Genomic DNA, 18,988 nt, shown 5'->3' with positions numbered 1-18,988 from the left:
CGTACGAGGAGTTCCTCCCCGGTCCCGTCCGGGGCCCCCACCGCTCAAAGGAGAGCGCGATGGTCAGCAAGCCGCCCGCGGGCGACCCGGTCCAGGACGCGCCGCAGGTCGCGGCCCCGCAGCACGCCGCGGCCGGGCTGCCCGCCATCGGGCACACGCTGCGGATCGCGCAGGCGCAGATGGGCGTGCGGCGCACCGCGCGGACGCTGCTCAAGGTCAACCAGAAGGACGGCTTCGACTGTCCGGGGTGCGCGTGGCCGGAGGGCGACAAGCGGCACGTCGCGGAGTTCTGCGAGAACGGGGCGAAGGCCGTCGCCGAGGAGGCGACGCTGCGCCGGGTGACCCCGGAGTTCTTCGCCGCGCACCCGGTGGCCGACCTGGCGGAGCGCAGCGGCTACTGGCTGGGCCAGCAGGGCCGGATCACGGAGCCCGTCTATCTGGCGGAGGGCGCCGAGCGGTACGAGGCGGTGTCCTGGGAGCGGGCCTTCGCGATCCTGGCGGAGGAGCTGACCGCGCTCTCCTCCCCCGACGAGGCGCTGTTCTACACCTCGGGGCGCACGAGCAACGAGGCGGCGTTCCTGCTCCAGCTCTTCGCCCGCGAGTTCGGCACGAACAACCTGCCGGACTGCTCCAACATGTGCCACGAGTCCTCGGGCTCCGCGCTCAACGAGACCATCGGCATCGGCAAGGGCAGCGTCTCCCTGGAGGACCTGCACCAGGCCGAGCTGATCATCGTGGCGGGCCAGAATCCGGGGACGAACCATCCTCGGATGCTGTCGGCGCTGGAGAAGGCGAAGGCCGGCGGCGCGCGGATCATCTCGGTGAACCCGCTGCCGGAGGCTGGCCTGGAGCGCTTCAAGAACCCGCAGACGCCGCAGGGGATGCTCAAGGGCGCGGCGCTCACGGACCTCTTCCTGCAGATCCGCATCGGCGGCGACCAGGCGCTGTTCCGGCTGCTCAACAAGCTGGTCCTGGAGACGCCGGGCGCCGTGGACGAGGAGTTCGTCGCCGCGCACACCCATGGGTACGAGGCGTTCGCCGCCGCCGCGCGGGAGGCTGACTGGGACGAGACGCTGGCGGCTACCGGCCTGTCCCGGGCGGAGATCGGGCAGGCCCTGGAGATGGTGCTCGCCTCGAAGCGGACGATCGTCTGCTGGGCGATGGGGCTCACCCAGCACAAGCACGCGGTGCCGACCATCCGCGAGGTGGTCAACCTTTTGCTGCTGCGCGGCGACATCGGGCGCCCCGGCTCCGGGGTGTGCCCGGTGCGCGGTCACTCCAACGTGCAGGGCGACCGGACGATGGGCATCTTCGAGCGGCCCTCCACGGCCTTCCTTGACGCCCTGGACAAGGAGTTCGGGATCGTCTCGCCGAGGCACCACGGCTTCGACGTGGTCCGCTCGATCGAGGCGCTGCGGGACGGCGAGGCGAAGGTCTTCTTCGCCATGGGCGGCAATTTCGTCGGCGCGACCCCGGACACGGAGGTCACCGAGGCGGCGATGCGCCGGGCGCGCCTGACGGTGCACGTGTCCACGAAGCTGAACCGCTCGCACGCGGTGACCGGCACCCGCGCGCTGATCCTGCCGACGCTGGGCCGCACCGACAAGGACGTACAGAAGAGCGGCAAGCAGTTCGTGACGGTCGAGGACTCGATGGGCCTGGTGCACGCCTCGCGCGGCAACCTGCCGCCGGCGGGCCCTCGGCTGCTCTCGGAGCCGGCGATCGTGGCGCGGCTGGCCCGCGCGGTGCTCGGCGAGGCGTCGGCGACGCCGTGGGAGGCGTTCGAGGCGGACTACGCGGCGATCCGCGACCGCATCGCCCGGGTGATCCCGGGCTTCGAGGACTTCAACGCGCGCCTCGCGGCGAACCCGGGCGGCTTCGCGCTGCCCCACGCGCCGCGCGACGAGCGGCGCTTCCCGACGGCCACCGGCAAGGCCAACTTCACGGCGGCGCCGGTCGAGTACCCGAAGGTGCCGGAGGGCCGGCTGCTGCTGCAGACGCTGCGCTCGCACGACCAGTACAACACCACGATCTACGGTCTGGACGACCGCTACCGCGGCATCAGGGGCGGGCGCCGGGTGGTGCTGGTGCACCCGGACGACGCGGCGGCGGCGGGCTTCGCGGACGGGGCGTACGCGGACCTGGTGAGCGAGTGGACGGACGGCAGCGAGCGCCGGGCGCCCGGTTTCCGGGTCGTGCACTATCCGACGCCCCGGGGGTGCGCGGCGGCGTACTACCCGGAGACCAATGTGCTGGTGCCGCTGGAGTCGACGGCGGACGTCAGCAACACCCCGGCGAGCAAGTCCGTGATCGTGCGTCTTGAGGCGCCGACGGAAGACTGACCGGTTCTGTGCGGCGCGGGCGCGCGGGGATTCACTATCCTCCACTCCCGCGCCGCGGCAGCCGGCCGCGGCCGAGGACACCACGGGGGTCCCCTTGACGACGCCGCCCACCGACGGGCCACCGCCGGACCAGCAGCCGCCACGACCGCCCGGTCCGCCGCCATCGCCCGGGCCATCGCAGCGACCGCCCGCCGCACCACCGCAGGCCCCACCGGAACCAGCGGCCCCGTCGCCGCAGGCCCCACCGGAACCACCAGCACCACCGGCCCCGCCGCTCCAGCCGCCGCAGGCCCCACCGGCGCCGCCAACCCCGCAGGCCCCACCGGCCCCACCGACCCCGTCGGCCCCGCCGCCGCAGGAGCCCCCCGAAGCCCCCGGGCCGTCCCTGACGGCGCTCGCGCTGGAGCGGGTCGCGCCGGGGAGTCCGGTGCCGCCGACCCGGCGGGGCCGGGCGCGGGTGCTGGTCCGGGGGCTGCTGGTGGTCGCCGCGGGGCTGCTCGCGGGGGCGGTGCTGGCGCAGGCCGTCACCTACGTCTACGACACCGTGTTCGCCACCGACCGGGCCCGGGCCGAGGACGCCGCCCAGGACACGGTGGACGGCGCCAAATCCCCGTTCACCGTGAGCGCCGACGCCGACCTGTCCGCGCTCGACGCGGACGAGTGGACGATCGTCCTCGACCGGACGCTGACTCCCGAGGAGCAGCGCTCCCTGCGGGCCCTCGACGTCCGGAGCCCGGGCTACGGCCGCCAGGCCTGGCGGGTCCTCGGCCCGCTCGGGGCGCGGGTCATCGGCACCACCCCGCGCCTGGACGCGGGGGCGAAGGGCGTCGAGTCCCCGAGGTCCGGGCCCACCACCCGGTTCCGCCTGAACCTCTTCAGCGACCGTGACTCCCCGCTGTCGGTCACCGGCATGACGGCGGTCGACCTGCGCTGTTTCCCCTCGACCGCCCGCTTCGCGCTCTGGCACCCGGCGCAGGGCGAGGCCCCCTATCCGGGCGTCCACTTCGATCTGCGCGAGCCGGACGCGACCCCGGTGATCACCGACGAGGGCGAGGACCAGGGGCGGCGGTACTTCGACCGGCGGCGGATCGACCTCGGCGGCAACAGCGAGCCCGGCGGGCTGCGGATCGCGGCCACGGTCGGGGCGGAGAGCTGCGACTGGGCGATCAGGGCGGAGTACCGCGCCCCGTCCGGCACCCGCGGCGAGGTGCTGCTCCGCGACGGGAACCGGCCGTTCCGGGCGGAGGCCCCGCCGGTCGCGCCGGAGCAGCTCTTCGTGGCGCGGTTCGCCCCGTTCGCGCTCACCGCGTGCCATGAGCCCGGACAGGAGAAGGAGATCTTCTGCACAGTCTTCGGCCGACGGGGTGCGTGACACAATCACCTCGCCTAAGCGTTTGCTCAGGCAGCAGCCGTACGAAGACGAACGGAGCCGGACCCATGGGCGAGCAGCAGCAGGTGAAGTTCCCGCAGGAGGTCATCGACGAGTACGCCTCGCTCGGAGTGGACCTGCCCGCGCTCTTCTCGGCCGGCCACCTCGGGAGCCGGATGGGCGTGCAGGTCCTGGAGGCCTCGGCGGACCGGGTCGTCGGCACGATGCCGGTGGAGGGCAACACCCAGCCGTACGGGCTGCTGCACGGCGGCGCCTCGGCGGTGCTCGCCGAGACGCTGGGCTCGATCGGTTCGATGCTGCACGGCGGGGTGTCCCGGATCGCCGTGGGTGTGGACCTGAACTGCACCCACCACCGCGGGGTGCGCAGCGGTCTGGTGACCGGGGTCGCGACGCCGGTGCACCGGGGCCGGTCCACCGCCACGTACGAGATCGTGATCACCGACGAGCAGGACCGGCGGGTCTGCTCGGCGCGGCTGACCTGCCTGCTGAAGGAGGTCGGCGCGAACGACGCCGCCGCCCTGCCGGAGGCCGGGCGCGCCGCCGGGGCCTGAGCCCCGCGAGCCCGCGCCGGCTCGCGACCCCCTTGCCAGATCTCCGCACAACTCCCTTTACCGGCAAGGCTCTTGCCTCCCCCGACGGCAGCCGCTTCACTGGCGGTCCACGCACCCGTCCGGGGAGGTCCGGTGAGCGAACGAGCATCCGCGGCGAAGCCGCGGCTCCCGTGACCCGGCGTCCGGGAGCGACCCCCGCCAGGACCGCGTACGCCGCGGCCCTGGCGGTCTGCGTTCTGGCCCTGTCCGGCGGCTGCGGGCGGACCCCCGAGGAGCCGGCGCCGCGCGCGAGCTCGCCCGCGGACGTGTGCGCGAACCTGGTCTCGTACTGGGTCAAGGAGGCGCTCAAGGGCAGCAAGTGGGCGGGGCTCGACTGGGAGCAGAAGGGCCTGTCCAACGAGCAGTACGGGATCCACGACGAGGTGCTGCCGCTGGCGCGCGCCGAGGAGCGCCGCGCGGGGCGCGAGGCGGCCTTCGCGCTGGCCGACCGGGAGAGCCGGCGGCGCTGCGAGGACGCGAAGGGCGCGACCGGGAGTTCGGAGAACTGGCGTCCGCCCAGCGAACAGAGAGTACCCACGGGCGGACCCTCACCCTCCTCTTCGTAACACTGCGTTACATCGGCGCAATGTCGGAGCGGAGCGCTCCGGTCAGCTCGAAACGTCCGATGACATCGAGCGCCGTGTCCGATATCCGGAGAGTCGACAGAGACGGTCGTCAGGAGCCAAAAGCGCTCAAGCCCCTTAGCGGAACTGCGCGTTCTCAGTATGTGAACACCGCACTACCGACCGTTGTGCCCGGCTTTGCCCACCCCCCGCACACCGTCTCCCCTCGTCGGCATAACAAGACAGTCACATCCTGACCTCGGCGCTCCCGGTCCTTCCCCCCCTGCGCCTAGAGTCACGGCCAGTCACCGCGCCGCCGGGCGCCCTCTCTGCACGGCACCCGTTCCACCCCGTACGGCCCGGCATCGATACGGCACCTCTAGCTACACAGCTTCACGGCACCGCCTCAGCTTGAGGGGGCCGCGCCAGGGAAAGGATTCTTCGTGCGACACCGTTCTTTGCTCATCCTCACCAGCGTTCTCACCACGGGAGCGCTCACCCTCACCGCCTGCGGTTCGCGCGACGAGGGCAAGACCGGTGGCGGCGGCGACAGCGCCGGTGGCTCCACCACCGTCGTGATCGGCGTCGACGCCCCGCTCACCGGCTCGCTCTCCGCTCTGGGCCAGGGCATCAAGAACTCCGTGGACCTGGCGGTCCAGACCGCCAACAAGAACAAGGAAGTCCCCGGGATCACCTTCAAGGTGGAGGCCCTGGACGACCAGGCCGTCCCGGCCTCCGGCCAGGCCAACGCCACCAAGCTGGTCGGCAAGAAGGACGTCATGGGCGTCGTCGGCCCGCTGAACTCCGGCGTCTCCCAGCAGATGCAGGGCGTGTTCGCCGCCGCCGGCCTCGCGCAGGTCTCCCCGGCCAACACCAACCCCTCGCTCAGCCAGGGCGACAACTGGGGCAAGGGCGAGTTCAAGCGCCCCTTCAAGACCTACTTCCGCACCGCCGCCACCGACGTGGTCCAGGGCAAGTTCGCCGCCCAGTACCTCTTCAAGGACGCCGGCAAGAAGAAGGTCTTCGTCGTCGACGACAAGCAGACCTACGGCGCCGGCCTCGCGGCGATCTTCAGCGACGAGTTCAAGCGGCTCGGCGGCCAGGTCGTCGGCACCGACCACGTCACCGTGAAGGAGACCGACTTCTCCTCCACCGCCGACAAGGTCAAGAGCTCCGGCGCGGACTCGGTCTACTTCGGCGGCCAGTACCCCGAGGGCGGCCTGCTCTCCGACCAGATCAAGAAGACCGGCGCCAAGGTCCCGGTCATGGGCGGCGACGGCATCTACGACCCGGCCTTCATCAGCGCCTCCGGCGAGGCCAACGACGGTGACCTGGCCACCTCGATCGGCTACCCGGTCGAGAAGCTGGACACCGCCAAGAAGTTCATCGCGGACTACAACGCGGCCGGCTACAAGGACCCGTACGCGGCCTACGGCGGCTACTCCTACGACGCCGGCTGGGCGATCATCCAGGCCGTCAAGGCCGCCGTCGCCGCCAACAACGGCAAGCTGCCCACGGACGCCCGCGCCAAGGTGACCGAGGCGCTCGGCAAGGTCTCCTTCGACGGCGTGACCGGCAAGGTCTCCTTCGACGAGTACGGCGACACCACCAACAAGCAGCTCACGGTCTACAAGGTCGAGGGCGGCAAGTGGGTCGACGTCAAGAGCGACACCTTCAACCAGTAGTCCCCGGCTCGTAGCTCCACCAACTGAACCAACCCGCGCGAGGGCGCAAACAGCGCCCTCGCGCGGAGTCATATCCGACACGCTCATCGGAGGCCCTGCGGTGAACGAACTGCCGCAACAGCTGGCCAACGGCCTGGCCCTCGGTGCCCTGTATGGCCTCATCGCCATCGGGTACACCATGGTCTACGGCATCGTCCAGCTCATCAACTTCGCCCACGGCGAGATCTTCATGATCGGGGGCTTCGGCGCCCTCACCACCTACACCGCTCTGCCGAGCGGAACGTCCCTGCTGGTGGCGATCCCGCTCATGATCGTCGGTGGCGCGATCGCCTCCGTGGCCGTCGCCACCGCCGCCGAGCGCTTCGCCTACCGGCCGCTGCGCAACGCGCCCCGACTGGCGCCGCTGATCACCGCGATCGGTCTGTCCATCGCGCTCCAGCAGCTGGTCTGGCAGTTCTACCCGGACGCCAAGAAGGCCGTCAGCTTCCCCGAGTTCAAGGGCGAGCCCTTCCACCTCCTGGGCAACCTGACCATCCAGCGCGCCGACGCCTTCGTGCTCGCCCTCGCCCCGCTGTGCATGCTCGCCCTCGGCGTCTTCGTCTCGAAGAGCCGCAGCGGACGCGCCATGCAGGCCACCGCGCAGGACCCGGACACCGCGAAGCTGATGGGCATCAACACCGACCGCATCATCGTCATGGCCTTCGCCATCGGTGCCGCGTTCGCCGCCGTCGCCGCCGTCGCCTACGGCCTCGACAAGGGCCAGATCGGCTTCGAGATGGGCTTCATCCTCGGCCTCAAGGCCTTCACCGCGGCCGTCCTCGGCGGCATCGGCAACATCTACGGCGCCATGATCGGCGGCGTGGTCCTCGGCATCGCGGAGTCCCTCTCGATCGCCTACATCGAGGACATCCCCGGCATGTCGCAGCTCGGCGGCGGCGCCTGGTCCAACGTGTGGGCCTTCGTCCTCCTCATCGTCGTCCTCCTCGTGCGGCCCCAGGGCCTGCTCGGCGAGCGCGTCGCGGACAGGGCGTGAGCGGCATGAGCGAGAACCTCACCACCGGCGGGACCGCCGAGACCCCGGCCTCCCCCTCGGCCAAGCCGGCCGGCCTGCTCTGGACGGCCGTCGGCGGCAGCGTCGCCACCGCCGTCAGCGCCTTCCTCGCCTGGACGTGGACCGACGCGTTCCCCGGCAACCTCACCATCTACGGCAACCCCGCCCCGCTCCAGCTGCTCACACTGGTCGGCGCCGTGCTCACCGCCGCCCACGCGCTCTCCGCGCTCGGCGTCAAGGGCCTCGGCTGGCTCACCCCCGGCGGCGCCCGCAAGGCGCTGTGGATCGTGGCCCTCGGCACCTTCGCCACCACCCTGTTCACCACGATATCCATCGTCGTCGAGCTGGGCGCCCTGGTGGACCTGGAGCCCGGCGCGGGTGTCGCGGTCCTCGCCTCGGCCGTCCCGGCGCTGGCCGCCTACAAGCTGCCGGACGACAGCCGCAAGCCGGCCCGCGCCAAGGCGCTGCCCTCCTGGGCCGAGATCCTGATCATCGTCCTCGTCTTCGCCCTCGGCCTGTTCGTGGTCACCTTCGGCATCGACACCGACGACTCGGAGCCGCAGCTCTTCATCGCGTACCTGATCCTGGTCGGCTTCTCCGCCACGGCCCTCGTCAAGTCCGGTGTCACCGGGCGGCTTTCGGCGATGACCGCGCGCAACCGGCAGGTGACCGTCACGGCCAGCCTGGTCATGGCGATCGCCTTCCCGTTCATCCAGCAGAGCGGCGACACGTACACGCTGATCGCGGTCAACATCCTGATCTTCGCGACCGTCGCCCTCGGCCTGAACATCGTCGTCGGTCTGGCCGGCCTGCTCGACCTCGGCTACGTCGCCTTCCTCGGCGTCGGCGCGTACACCGCGGCGCTGGTCTCCGGTGCCACCTCCTCCGCCTTCGGAGTCCAGTTCCCCTTCTGGGCCGCGGCCCTCACCGGCATGGCCGCCTCGCTGGTCTTCGGCGTCGTCATCGGCGCGCCGACCCTGCGGCTGCGCGGCGACTACCTCGCCATCGTGACCCTCGGCTTCGGTGAGATCTTCCGCATCGCCATGGGCAACCTGGACGGCACCTCGGGCCCGCAGATCACCAACGGCCCGAACGGCATCCCGAACATCCCGCAGCTGGAGTTCTTCGGCTACAACTTCGGCGAGCCGCACACCGTCCTGGGCGTCGAGCTCGGCGCGTACGCCAACTACTACCTGCTGATGATCCTCATCATGGTGATCGTCATCGTGGTCTTCTCCCGCGCGGGCAACAGCCGCATCGGGCGGGCCTGGGTCGCCATCCGCGAGGACGAGACCGCCGCCACCGCGATGGGCATCAACGGCTTCCGGGTCAAGCTGGTCGCCTTCGCCCTCGGCGCGGCCCTGGCCGGTCTCGCGGGCACCGTGCAGGCACACGTCAACACCACGGTGGTGCCGGAGAACTACGTCTTCGCCGGCCCCGTGCCGCCGAACTCCGCGTTCCTCCTCGCGGCCGTCATCCTCGGCGGCATGGGCACCATCAGCGGCCCGATCGTCGGCTCCGCGCTGCTCTTCCTGATCCCGGCCAAGCTGTCCTTCCTCCAGGACTACCAGCTGCTCGGCTTCGGCATCGCCCTGATCCTGCTGATGCGCTTCCGCCCCGAGGGCCTCATCGCGAACAAGCGCGCCAAGCTGGAATTCCACGAGAACGACGAACAGCCCGACGTACCGGAGCAGCGACAGCCCGCCGACGCGGAGTCCGGCGCCGGTGCGGCGAAGGCGGGGGCGTGAACGCCATGACGACCACCACCGAGACCGGTACCGGCACGACCGCGACGGGCGCCGCCGTCCTGGAGGCGCGCGGGGTCACCATGCGCTTCGGCGGTCTGACCGCCGTCAGCGGCGTCGACCTGACCGTCCGCCAGGGCGAGATCGTCGGCCTCATCGGCCCCAACGGCGCCGGCAAGACCACCTTCTTCAACTGCCTGACCGGCCTGTACGTCCCGACCGAGGGCCAGGTCAGCTACAAGGGGACGGTCCTGCCGCCCAAGCCGCACCTGGTCACCCAGGCTGGCATCGCCCGTACCTTCCAGAACATCCGCCTCTTCTCCAACATGACGGTCCTGGAGAACGTCCTCGTCGGACGGCACACCCGGACCAAGGAGGGCCTGTGGTCCGCGCTGGTGCGCGGTCCCGGCTTCAAGCGGGCCGAGGCGGCCTCGCGGGCGCGGGCCATGGAGCTCCTGGAGTTCGTGGGCCTGGCCGCCAAGGCCGAGCACCTCGCGCGCAACCTGCCGTACGGCGAGCAGCGCAAGCTGGAGATCGCCCGCGCGCTCGCCAGCGACCCCGGGCTGCTGCTGCTCGACGAGCCGACGGCCGGCATGAACCAGGCCGAGACCCGCACCACCGAGGAGCTGGTCTTCGCGATCCGCGACCTCGGCATCGCGGTCCTGGTGATCGAGCACGACATGAAGTTCATCTTCAACCTGTGCGACCGGGTCGCCGTCCTCGTCCAGGGCGAGAAGCTGGTCGAGGGCACCTCCGAGGTCGTCCAGGGCGACGAGCGGGTCGTCGCCGCGTACCTGGGCACGCCGTACGAGGGCGCGCCCGGCGCGGAGGAGGCGGCCGAGGTCGCGGCGGCCGAGGCCCACGCGGCCGAGTCCGCCGAGTCCGCCGAGAGCACGGACGGCACCACCGAAGGAGACTCCAAGTGACCGCGCTTCTGGAGGTCGAGGACCTCAGGGTCGCCTACGGCAAGATCGAGGCCGTCAAGGGCATCTCCTTCTCCGTCGAACAGGGCCAGGTCGTCGCGCTGATCGGCACCAACGGCGCCGGCAAGACCACGACCCTGCGCACGCTGTCGGGCCTGCTCAAGCCCTCCGGCGGCAAGGTCACCTTCGACGGCCAGGTGCTCAACGGCATCCCGGCCCACAAGGTGGTCTCGCTGGGCCTCGCCCACTCCCCCGAGGGCCGGCACATCTTCCCGCGCCTGAGCATCGCGGAGAACCTGCAGCTGGGCGCCTTCCTCCGCAAGGACAAGGAGGGCATCGAGCGGGACGTCCAGAAGGCCTACGACCTCTTCCCGATCCTGGGAGAGCGCCGCAAGCAGGCCGCGGGCACCCTCTCCGGCGGTGAGCAGCAGATGCTGGCGATGGGCCGGGCGCTGATGTCCCAGCCGAAGCTGCTGATGCTGGACGAGCCCTCGATGGGCCTCTCCCCGATCATGATGCAGAAGATCATGGAGACCATCGCGGCGCTGAAGGCCGAGGGCATGACGATCCTGCTCATCGAGCAGAACGCGCAGGCCGCGCTCTCCCTCGCGGACTACGCGTACGTGATGGAGGTCGGGACGGTGAAGCTCTCCGGCACCGGCCCGGACCTGCTGGTCAACGACGAGGTGCGCAAGACCTACCTCGGCGAGGAGTAGCCCCCGCCGCCCGGACAGCGGAGAGGCCCGCCCCACGCGCTCGTGGGGCGGGCCTCTTCGCTGTCACTGCTCCTTGGCCTTGGCGGCCTTCTTCTCCTCGGCGTCCTCGATGACCGCCTCGGCGACCTGCTGCATGGACATCCGGCGGTCCATGGAGGTCTTCTGGATCCAGCGGAAGGCGGCCGGCTCGGTGAGGCCGTACTGGGTCTGGAGGACCGACTTGGCGCGGTCCACCAGCTTGCGGGTCTCCAGCCGCTGGGAGAGGTCGGCGACCTCCTGCTCCAGGGCGCGCAGCTCGGCGAAGCGGGAGACGGCCATCTCGATGGCCGGCACCACGTCGCTCTTGCTGAACGGCTTGACCAGGTACGCCATGGCGCCGGCGTCCCGGGCGCGCTCGACGAGCTCGCGCTGGGAGAAGGCGGTGAGCATGAGGACCGGGGCGATGGACTCGCCGGCGATCTTCTCGGCCGCCGAGATGCCGTCGAGGACGGGCATCTTCACATCGAGGATGACCAGGTCGGGGCGGTGCTCGCGGGCGAGCTCCACGGCCGTGGCGCCGTCGCCGGCCTCGCCGACGACGGTGTAGCCCTCCTCCTCCAGCATCTCCTTGAGGTCCATGCGGATGAGTGCCTCGTCCTCGGCGATGACGACACGGGTCGTCAGCGGCGGGACGTGCGACGTGTCGGCGGCGACGTCGTCATCGGCGGGCTGGGGCGACTCGGGGGCGGTCACGCGGGCTCCTCGTTCAAGGCCTCGTACCAGGGGTCATCGAGGCGGATACAGCTCCCCATGAGCCTACCCACCTCCTGTAAGGTAGGGGCACGGCGGGTGACCGCCCCCCTTCGTTTCGAAGGATGCCCCGGTAGCCCAGCGGTAGAGGCAATGGTCTCAAACACCATCTAGCGTGGGTTCGAATCCCACCCGGGGTACATTAGCGCGATTTCCAAGGTCACGCCCCGACTGCGGCTTCCGGGGGACCGTCAGTTCGTCAGCGCCTCGCCGATGTGATGGACGCGGACCAGGTTGGTGGAGCCCGCCACACCGGGCGGCGAGCCGGCCGTGATGACCACGATGTCCCCCTTCTCGCAGCGCCCGATCCGCAGCAGCTCCTCGTCCACCTGCGCCACCATCGCGTCAGTCGAGTCGACGTGCGGGCCCAGGAAGGTCTCGACGCCCCAGGTGAGGTTGAGCTGGGAGCGGGTCGCCGGGTCCGGGGTGAAGGCGAGCAGCGGGATCGGCGAGCGGTAGCGGGAGAGCCGCTTGACGGTGTCGCCGGACTGGGTGAAGGCCACCAGGAAGCGGGCCCCGAGGAAGTCGCCGATCTCGGCGGCGGCCCGGGCCACCGCGCCGCCCTGGGTGCGCGGCTTGCTGCGCTCGGTCAGCGGGGGCAGGCCCTTGGCGAGGACGTCCTCCTCGGCCGCCTCGACGATCCGGCTCATCGTGCGCACGGTCTCGACGGGGTACTTGCCGACGCTGGTCTCGCCGGAGAGCATCACGGCGTCGGTGCCGTCGATCACGGCGTTGGCGACGTCGGAGGCCTCGGCGCGGGTCGGCCGGGAGTTGTCGATCATCGAGTCGAGCATCTGGGTCGCGACGATGACCGGCTTGGCGTTCCGCTTGGCCAGCTTGACGGCCCGCTTCTGGACGATCGGCACCTGCTCCAGGGGCATCTCGACGCCCAGGTCGCCGCGGGCGACCATGATGCCGTCGAAGGCGGCGACGATGTCCTCGATGTTCTCGACCGCCTGCGGCTTCTCGATCTTGGCGATGACCGGGACCCGGCGGCCCTCCTCGTCCATGATCCGGTGGACGTCCTCGATGTCCCGGCCGCTGCGGACGAAGGAGAGGGCGATCACGTCGGCGCCGGTGCGCAGGGCCCAGCGCAGGTCCTCGACGTCCTTCTCGGACAGCGCGGGGACGGAGACCGCGACACCCGGCAGGTTGAGGCCCTTGTTGTCGGAGACCATGCCGCCCTCGACGACCCGGGTGTTGACCCGGGGCCCCTCCACGGAGACGACCTCCAGGGTGACCCGGCCGTCGTCGACGAGGATGCGCTCCCCGGCGGTGACGTCCTCGGCGAGGCCGGCGTAGGTGGTACCGCAGCAGTGGCGGTCGCCCTCCATCGGCTCGACGGTGATGGCGAACTCGTCGCCGCGTTCAAGGAGTACGGGACCTTCGCGGAAGCGGCCGAGGCGGATCTTCGGGCCTTGAAGGTCGGCCAGCACGCCGACATTGCGGCCGGTCTCCTCGGCGGCCTTGCGAACGCGCTGGTAGCGCTCCTCGTGCTCGGCGTAGGAGCCGTGGCTGAGGTTGAGGCGGGCCACGTCCATCCCGGCTTCGACCAAGGCTTTGATCTGGTCGTATGTTTCGGTGGCGGGCCCAAGGGTACAAACGATTTTTGCTCGGCGCATGAGGCGAGCCTAGGGCTTACCGGTGGGTAGCGAATGGGTCGGGCATGACTACTCAACAACCTTTCAGTGAAAGGTTGTTGACAAGTCTTGAATCTGTGCGACCGACTGCTCTGATGAGCGATTTCCGGCCGCTTCGGGGGTACGTCTCAGAGTGCGGGCGGCGCCATCGTGAAGCGCGCGGCGACCTCCGCCGTGACGGTCTGCCGCTGCGGTTCGAGCTCCAGCGGGGCGGGCGCGTCCACCGCCTCCGCCGCGAACGCCATCCGCGCCCCGCCCATCGGCACCGGCCCGCCGCCCTGCCCGAGCCCGGTGTCGGACAGTTCGAGCAGCGCCACCAGCGAGGAGCCCAGCGCCTCCGCGTACTCGCGCGCCCGGCGCACCGCCTCCCCCACCGCGCGCCGGCGCGCCTCCGCGTACGCCGGGGAGTCCGGGCGGAGCGCCCACCACGGGCCGTCCACCCGGGTCCACTCCAGGTCCGCCAGGCGCGTGGTCAGCTCGCCGAGGGCGGTGAAGTCGGTCAGCTCCGCCGACAGGTGCACCCAGCCCTGGTAGCCGCGCACCCGCTCGCCGCGCCCGTGCCGGGAGGGCTCCGGGCTCACCGAGAGGGCGCCCGTCTCCAGCTTGGCGACGGCGTCCCCGTACGACTTCACCAGGGCGATGGCCTCGGCGTTGCGGGCGGTCAGGGCGGCGAGGACGGAGGAGCGGTCGGTGCCTCGGGCGCGGACCGAGACGCCGATCCGGGCCAGCTCCGGATCGACCTCCAGTCGCCCCTCGCCACGGACCGTCACCTGGGGCGCCTCGGGGGTGGGCTGCTGCTGTGTCATGCCGAACACTTTCCCACTCCGTAACCCGATAGGGCTGTTGCGACCGAGCGATCCGAGCCAGAATCTACGCGCGTTGTGCGCCACGGTCGGCGCCCGCGCCACAGAACCACTAGGGGAGAACACACATGCCGCTGAACCGCAGGACCTTCCTGGAGCGCTCGGCCGCCGCCGGGGCCGGAGCGGCCCTCACCGGAGCCGTCGCCGTTCCCGCCGAGGCCCACGACGGCGGCCACGGCCACGGTCACGACCGGCCGCGCCCGCGGAAGCGGTACTCCTTCACGGTGATGGGCACGACCGATCTGCACGGGAACGTGTTCAACTGGGACTACTTCGTCGATCGTGAATTCGACGACAAGGCGCACAACGACGTCGGCCTCGCCAAGATCTCCACCCTGGTCGAGCAGGTCCGCGCCGCCAAGGGCCGACGCAACACCCTGCTCATCGACGCCGGCGACACCATCCAGGGCACCCAGCTGTCCTACTACTACGCCAAGGTCGACCCGATCACGAAGGCCGGCGGCCCGGTCCACCCGATGGCCCAGGCCATGAACGCGATCGGCTACGACGCCGCCGCGCTCGGCAACCACGAGTTCAACTACGGCATCCCGGTGCTGCGGAAGTTCCAGGAGCAGTGCGACTTCCCGCTGCTCGGCGCCAACGCCCTCGACGCCAAGACCCTGCGCCCGGCCTTCCCCCCGTACAGCATCCACCGGCTGCGCACCCCGCACGGGCGCGACGTCAAGGTCGCCGTGCTCGGGCTGACCAACCCCGGCATCGCGATCTGGGACAAGGCCAACGTCAGCGGCAAGATGGTCTTCCCCGGCCTGGAGGAGCAGGCGGCGAAGTGGGTGCCGAAGCTGCGCTCCATGGGTGCCGACGTGGTCGTCGTGTCCGCGCACTCCGGCTCCAGCGGCACCTCCTCCTACGGTGACCAGCTCCCCTACGTCGAGAACGCGGCCGGGCTCGTCGCCGAGCAGGTCCCCGGGATCGACGCGATCCTCGTCGGCCACGCGCACACCGAGATCCCCGAGTACCGGATCACGAACAAGGCCACCGGCAAGGACGTCGTCCTGTCCGAGCCGCTCAAGTGGGGCCAGCGCCTCACCCTCTTCGACTTCGACCTGGTGTGGGAGAAGGGCCGCTGGACCGTCGAGAAGGTCGCCGCGAGCGTCCTCAACTCCAACACGGTCGCCGAGGACCCGGAGATCACCGGACTCCTCGCGGACGAGCACCGGAAGGTCGTCGCGTACGTCAACCAGGTCATCGGCACCTCCACCGCCGCCATGACCACCGCCGACGCGCCGTGGAAGGACGAGCCGATCATCGACCTGATCAACGTCGTCCAGGCCGAGACGGTGAAGGCGGCGCTCGCCGGCGGCGCCTACGCGGCCCTGCCGGTGCTCTCCCAGGCCTCCTGCTTCTCCCGCACCGCCCGGATCCCGGCCGGCGCGATCTCCATCAAGGACGCCGCCGGGCTCTACCCCTTCGAGAACACCCTGGAGGCCCGCCTGATGACGGGCGCCCAGATCGCGGAGTACCTGGAGTACTCGGCGAAGTACTACGTCCAGACCCCGGCGGGCGCCCCCGTCGACACCGCGAAGCTCACCAACGCGGACAGCACGCCGGACTACAACTACGACGCCGTGTCCGGGCTGACGTACGACATCGACATCGCCCAGCCGGTCGGCAAGCGGATCGTGAACCTGTCCTTCCAGGGCAAGCCGCTCGACCCGGCCGCCCGGTTCGTGCTCGCCGTCAACAACTACCGGGCCAGCGGCGGCGGCGCCTTCCCGCACGTGGCCAAGGCCCAGCAGCTGTGGGCGAACTCGGACGAGATCCGCAACACCCTCATCCAGTGGGTGCAGGCGAAGGGCACGGTCGACCCGGCCCTGTTCGCCTCGGTGGACTGGAAGCTGGTCCGGGACGGCGTCCCGGTCTTCTAGCCCCCGCTCGTCACTGCTGGACGAGAGGCGTCAGCTTCTGGCCCTGGGCCGGGATGCTCGGCGCCTCTCGCGCGTCCAGGCCGAAGGTGGTGAAGGCGGTCCGGCGCGGCAGCGGGTACGGCTCCTTCCCGGTGACCGAGTTGAGGATCACGGCGCTGCGCCAGGCGGCGAGCCCCAGGTCGGGGGCGCCGACGCCGTGGGTGTGCTTCTCCGCGTTCTGCACGTAGACCGAGCCGGTGACCGACGGGTCGAGGACCAGCCGGTACGCGGAGTCGATCCGGGGCCGCCCGGCCGAGTCGTGGCGCAGATACGGGTCGAGACCGGCGAGCATCCGGCCGACCGGGCGCTCCCGGTAGCCGGTGGCCAGCACCACGGCGTCGGTGGTGAGCCGGGAGCGGGTGCCCTGCTGGGCGTGCTCCAGGTGCAGCTCGATCTTGGTGGTGGCGACCCGGCCGGCCGTGCGGACCCGGACCCCGGGGGTGAGGACGGCATCCGGCCAGCCGCCGTGCAGGGTGCGCCGGTAGAGCTCGTCGTGGATGGCGGCGATGGTGTCGGCGTCGATGCCCTTGTGCAACTGCCACTGGCGGGGCACCAGTTCGCCGCGCACCGGCTCGGGCAGGGCGTGGAAGTAGCGGGTGTAGTCGGGGGTGAAGTGCTCCAGGCCCAGCTTGGAGTACTCCATCGGCGCGAAGGCCTCGCTGCGGGCCAGCCAGTGCAGCTTCTCGGCGCCCTCGGGCCGGGCCCGCAGCAGGTCCAGGAAGACCTCGGCGCCCGACTGGCCGGAGCCGATGACGGTGACGTGCCCGGCGGCCAGCAGGGTCTCGCGGTGGCTCAGGTAGTCGGCGGAGTGGATCACCGGCACGCCGGGCGCGTCGGCGAGCGGGCGCAGCGGCTCGGGGACGTACGGCTCGGTGCCGACGCCGAGGACGACGTCGCGGCTGTAGGCCCGGCCCAGCGCCTCGGCCTCCCCGTCCGCGTCGAGCTGGGTGAAGTCGACCTCGAACAGGCGCCGTTCCGGATTCCAGCGGACGGAGTCGACCTGGTGTCCGAAGTGCAGTCCGGGGACCTGGCCGCTGACCCAGCGGCAGTAGGCGTCGTACTCGGCGCGCTGGATGTGGAACTTCTCGGCGAAGTAGAAGGGGAAGAGCCGGTCGCGGCTGCGCAGGTAGCTGAGGAAGCTCCAGGGGCTGGCCGGGTCGGCGAGGGTCACCAGGTCGGCGAGGAAGGGGACCTGGAGGGTGGCGCCCTCGATGAGCAGGCCGGGGTGCCAGTGGAAGGCGGGGCGCTGCTCGAAGAAGGCGGTGGCCAGGCCGCCGGGGACGCCGTGGGCGAGCGCGGCGAGGGAGAGGTTGAACGGGCCGATGCCGACGCCCACCAGGTCGAGCGGGCGGTCGAGGTCGTGCGGGGGGGTGCTGCCGGTCATCGGTCGGTGCCGCCTTCCACGAGGGTGAGGATCTGTGCCAGGTCGCCGGGGGTGGCGTGGGGGTTGAGCAGGGTGGCCTTGAGCCACAGCCGCCCGTCGGCCGAGGCCCGGCCGAGGACGGCGCGGCCCTCGGCGAGCAGGGTGCGGCGGATCCCGGCGACGGTCTCGTCGGGGGCGCCGGAGGGGCGGAAGAGGACGGTGGTGAGGGTGGGACGGGCGTAGAGCTCCAGGCCCGGGGCCTTCTCGACCAGGTCGGCCAGCTCCTCGGCGAGCGCCATGCAGGTGTCGACGAGGGCGCCGAGCCCGGTGCGGCCGAGCGCCCGCAGGGTGACGGCGGTCTTGAGGACGTCGGGGCGCCGGGTGGTGCGCAGCGAGCGCCCGAGCAGGTCGGGGAGGCCGGCGTCGGTGTCGTCGTCGGCGTTGAGGTAGTCGGCGGTGTGCCCGAGGACGGCGAGGTCGTCCGTGTCGCGGACGGCGAGCAGTCCAGCGGCGGCCGGCTGCCAGCCCAGCTTGTGCAGGTCGACGGTGACCGTGCGGGCCCGGTCGAGCCCGGCGAGCAGCGGGCGGTGCCGGTCGCTGAAGAGGAGCGGGCCGCCGTAGGCCGCGTCGACGTGCAGGTCGGCGTGGCCGTGGGCCGCGCACAGGTCGGCGAGCTGCGGGAGCGGGTCGATGAGCCCGGCGTCGGTGGTGCCGGCGGTGGCGGCGACGAGGAGCGGTCCGGGGAGCTCGGTGAGCGCCTGGGCCAGGGCGGCGGGGTCCATGGTGCCGCTGGGGGCGGGTACGAGGACGGGTTCGGGCAGCCCGAGGAGCCAGGCGGCGCGGGTGAAGGAGTGGTGGGCGTTGGCGCCGACGAGGGTGCGCACGGTGCCGTGGCGCTCGCGGGCCAGGAGCAGGGCGAGCTGGTTGGACTCGGTGCCGCCGGTGGTGACCAGGGCGTCGGGGCGGGGCGCGGCGGGGAAGGTCTCGGCGGCGAGGGCGGCGGTGACCAGCGCTTCGAGGGCGGAGGCGGCGGGGGCCTGGTCCCAGGAGTCCATCGAGGGGTTGAGCGCGGAGGCGGCGAGGTCGGCGGCGGCGGCGAGCGCGAGCGGCGGGGTGTGCAGGTGGGCCGCGCACAGCGGGTCGGCGGGGTCGGCGGCACCGGCGGCGAGGGCCCGTACGACGGTGGCCAGGGCCTCGGCGGCGCCGGTCCCGTGCTCGGGCAGCGCCTCGCCGAGGGCCTCGCGCACCCGGTGGGCGACCGCCGCGGGCCCGCCGGCCGGGAGCGGGCCGCCGCGCTCCTCGGCGCCGGCGCGCAGGGCGTCGAGGACGGTGGCGAGGAGCGGACGGAGCTGTTCGGGGCCGGGGGCGCCTCCGGCGAGGGGTGCGGCACGCATGGACGACAG

At 71.6% G+C, this 18,988-nt stretch carries 15 protein-coding genes and 1 tRNA gene; 11 read left to right on the top strand and 5 right to left on the bottom strand.

The window, feature by feature from the left end; translation table 11 throughout:
* Window positions 1–59 precede the first annotated feature (59 nt).
* From ACZ6J5_RS13875 to ACZ6J5_RS13835, 9 genes are all read left to right on the top strand, one after another.
* The gene (locus ACZ6J5_RS13875; protein WP_469391019.1) at window positions 60–2,342 is read left to right on the top strand and encodes an FdhF/YdeP family oxidoreductase; all 2,283 of its coding nucleotides are present in this window, start codon (window positions 60–62) and stop codon (window positions 2,340–2,342) included.
* A gap of 427 nt (window positions 2,343–2,769) precedes the next feature.
* A complete protein-coding gene (locus ACZ6J5_RS13870; RefSeq protein ID WP_469391017.1) occupies window positions 2,770–3,714 on the top strand; it encodes a hypothetical protein in 945 nt (314 codons plus the stop codon).
* 65 nt (window positions 3,715–3,779) lie between these two features.
* A complete protein-coding gene (locus ACZ6J5_RS13865) occupies window positions 3,780–4,283 on the top strand; it encodes a PaaI family thioesterase (RefSeq protein WP_469391016.1) in 504 nt (167 codons plus the stop codon).
* A gap of 170 nt (window positions 4,284–4,453) precedes the next feature.
* Complete coding sequence (locus tag ACZ6J5_RS13860; protein ID WP_469391015.1) at window positions 4,454–4,888, top strand: hypothetical protein; 435 nt, start codon at window positions 4,454–4,456, stop codon at window positions 4,886–4,888.
* 440 nt (window positions 4,889–5,328) lie between these two features.
* Window positions 5,329–6,570 (top strand): branched-chain amino acid ABC transporter substrate-binding protein, encoded by a 1,242-nt coding sequence (locus ACZ6J5_RS13855; RefSeq protein WP_469391013.1) that lies wholly within the window; start codon window positions 5,329–5,331, stop codon window positions 6,568–6,570.
* Between the two features lie 100 nt (window positions 6,571–6,670).
* Window positions 6,671–7,603: a branched-chain amino acid ABC transporter permease gene (locus ACZ6J5_RS13850; protein WP_469391011.1), complete on the top strand. Its 933-nt coding sequence runs from the start codon at window positions 6,671–6,673 to the stop codon at window positions 7,601–7,603.
* Between the two features lie 5 nt (window positions 7,604–7,608).
* The gene (locus tag ACZ6J5_RS13845) at window positions 7,609–9,369 is read left to right on the top strand and encodes a branched-chain amino acid ABC transporter permease (protein ID WP_469391009.1); all 1,761 of its coding nucleotides are present in this window, start codon (window positions 7,609–7,611) and stop codon (window positions 9,367–9,369) included.
* Window positions 9,370–9,374: 5 nt separating this feature from the next.
* Window positions 9,375–10,292, top strand: a complete 918-nt coding sequence (locus ACZ6J5_RS13840; RefSeq protein WP_469391369.1) for an ABC transporter ATP-binding protein — start codon at window positions 9,375–9,377, stop codon at window positions 10,290–10,292.
* Window positions 10,289–11,005: an ABC transporter ATP-binding protein gene (locus tag ACZ6J5_RS13835; protein ID WP_469391007.1), complete on the top strand. Its 717-nt coding sequence runs from the start codon at window positions 10,289–10,291 to the stop codon at window positions 11,003–11,005. The genes ACZ6J5_RS13840 and ACZ6J5_RS13835 overlap by 4 nt, the downstream gene beginning before the upstream one ends.
* A gap of 63 nt (window positions 11,006–11,068) precedes the next feature.
* On the opposite strand, the gene ACZ6J5_RS13830 is transcribed toward ACZ6J5_RS13835, so the two are convergent.
* Window positions 11,069–11,737: an ANTAR domain-containing response regulator gene (locus ACZ6J5_RS13830; protein WP_469391005.1), complete on the bottom strand. Its 669-nt coding sequence runs from the start codon at window positions 11,735–11,737 to the stop codon at window positions 11,069–11,071.
* A gap of 124 nt (window positions 11,738–11,861) precedes the next feature.
* Here ACZ6J5_RS13830 and ACZ6J5_RS13825 point away from each other — a divergent pair.
* Window positions 11,862–11,934: transfer RNA gene (locus ACZ6J5_RS13825), tRNA-Leu, on the top strand.
* A 51-nt stretch (window positions 11,935–11,985) separates the two neighbouring features.
* Here the strand turns inward: ACZ6J5_RS13825 and pyk are convergent.
* Entirely contained in the window at window positions 11,986–13,416 is a 1,431-nt protein-coding gene (gene pyk, locus ACZ6J5_RS13820) for a pyruvate kinase (RefSeq protein WP_469391004.1), read from the bottom strand.
* A gap of 146 nt (window positions 13,417–13,562) precedes the next feature.
* On the bottom strand, window positions 13,563–14,240 hold the full coding sequence (locus ACZ6J5_RS13815) for an SIMPL domain-containing protein (RefSeq protein WP_362470971.1): 678 nt from the start codon (window positions 14,238–14,240) through the stop codon (window positions 13,563–13,565).
* A gap of 125 nt (window positions 14,241–14,365) precedes the next feature.
* Between ACZ6J5_RS13815 and ACZ6J5_RS13810 the strand changes: the two genes are divergently transcribed.
* On the top strand, window positions 14,366–16,183 hold the full coding sequence (locus ACZ6J5_RS13810; RefSeq protein WP_469391002.1) for a bifunctional metallophosphatase/5'-nucleotidase: 1,818 nt from the start codon (window positions 14,366–14,368) through the stop codon (window positions 16,181–16,183).
* Window positions 16,184–16,193: 10 nt separating this feature from the next.
* Here the strand turns inward: ACZ6J5_RS13810 and ACZ6J5_RS13805 are convergent, their stop codons facing one another.
* The gene (locus ACZ6J5_RS13805; protein WP_469391000.1) at window positions 16,194–17,606 is read right to left on the bottom strand and encodes a lysine N(6)-hydroxylase/L-ornithine N(5)-oxygenase family protein; all 1,413 of its coding nucleotides are present in this window, start codon (window positions 17,604–17,606) and stop codon (window positions 16,194–16,196) included.
* Entirely contained in the window at window positions 17,603–18,979 is a 1,377-nt protein-coding gene (locus ACZ6J5_RS13800) for a pyridoxal phosphate-dependent decarboxylase family protein (protein ID WP_469390998.1), read from the bottom strand. Before ACZ6J5_RS13800 ends, ACZ6J5_RS13805 begins: the two co-directional genes overlap by 4 nt.
* Window positions 18,980–18,988: the final 9 nt, after the last annotated feature.

The sequence above is a fragment of the Streptomyces sp. NPDC042100 genome, assembly GCF_055582325.1.
This window is presented reverse-complemented; position numbering and strand designations above follow the sequence as displayed.

Bases quoted from the DNA above. Each gene is read 5' to 3' on its own strand.
- ACZ6J5_RS13875 (WP_469391019.1), top strand. From the start codon at position 60: ATGGTCAGCAAGCCGCCCGCGGGCGACCCGGTCCAGGACGCGCCGCAG.
- ACZ6J5_RS13810 (WP_469391002.1), top strand. From the start codon at position 14,366: ATGCCGCTGAACCGCAGGACCTTCCTGGAGCGCTCGGCCGCCGCCGGG.
- ACZ6J5_RS13840 (WP_469391369.1), top strand. From the start codon at position 9,375: ATGACGACCACCACCGAGACCGGTACCGGCACGACCGCGACGGGCGCC.
- ACZ6J5_RS13815 (WP_362470971.1), bottom strand. From the start codon at position 14,240: ATGACACAGCAGCAGCCCACCCCCGAGGCGCCCCAGGTGACGGTCCGT.
- pyk (WP_469391004.1), bottom strand. From the start codon at position 13,416: ATGCGCCGAGCAAAAATCGTTTGTACCCTTGGGCCCGCCACCGAAACA.
- ACZ6J5_RS13805 (WP_469391000.1), bottom strand. From the start codon at position 17,606: ATGACCGGCAGCACCCCCCCGCACGACCTCGACCGCCCGCTCGACCTG.
- ACZ6J5_RS13800 (WP_469390998.1), bottom strand. From the start codon at position 18,979: ATGCGTGCCGCACCCCTCGCCGGAGGCGCCCCCGGCCCCGAACAGCTC.
- ACZ6J5_RS13845 (WP_469391009.1), top strand. From the start codon at position 7,609: ATGAGCGAGAACCTCACCACCGGCGGGACCGCCGAGACCCCGGCCTCC.
- ACZ6J5_RS13865 (WP_469391016.1), top strand. From the start codon at position 3,780: ATGGGCGAGCAGCAGCAGGTGAAGTTCCCGCAGGAGGTCATCGACGAG.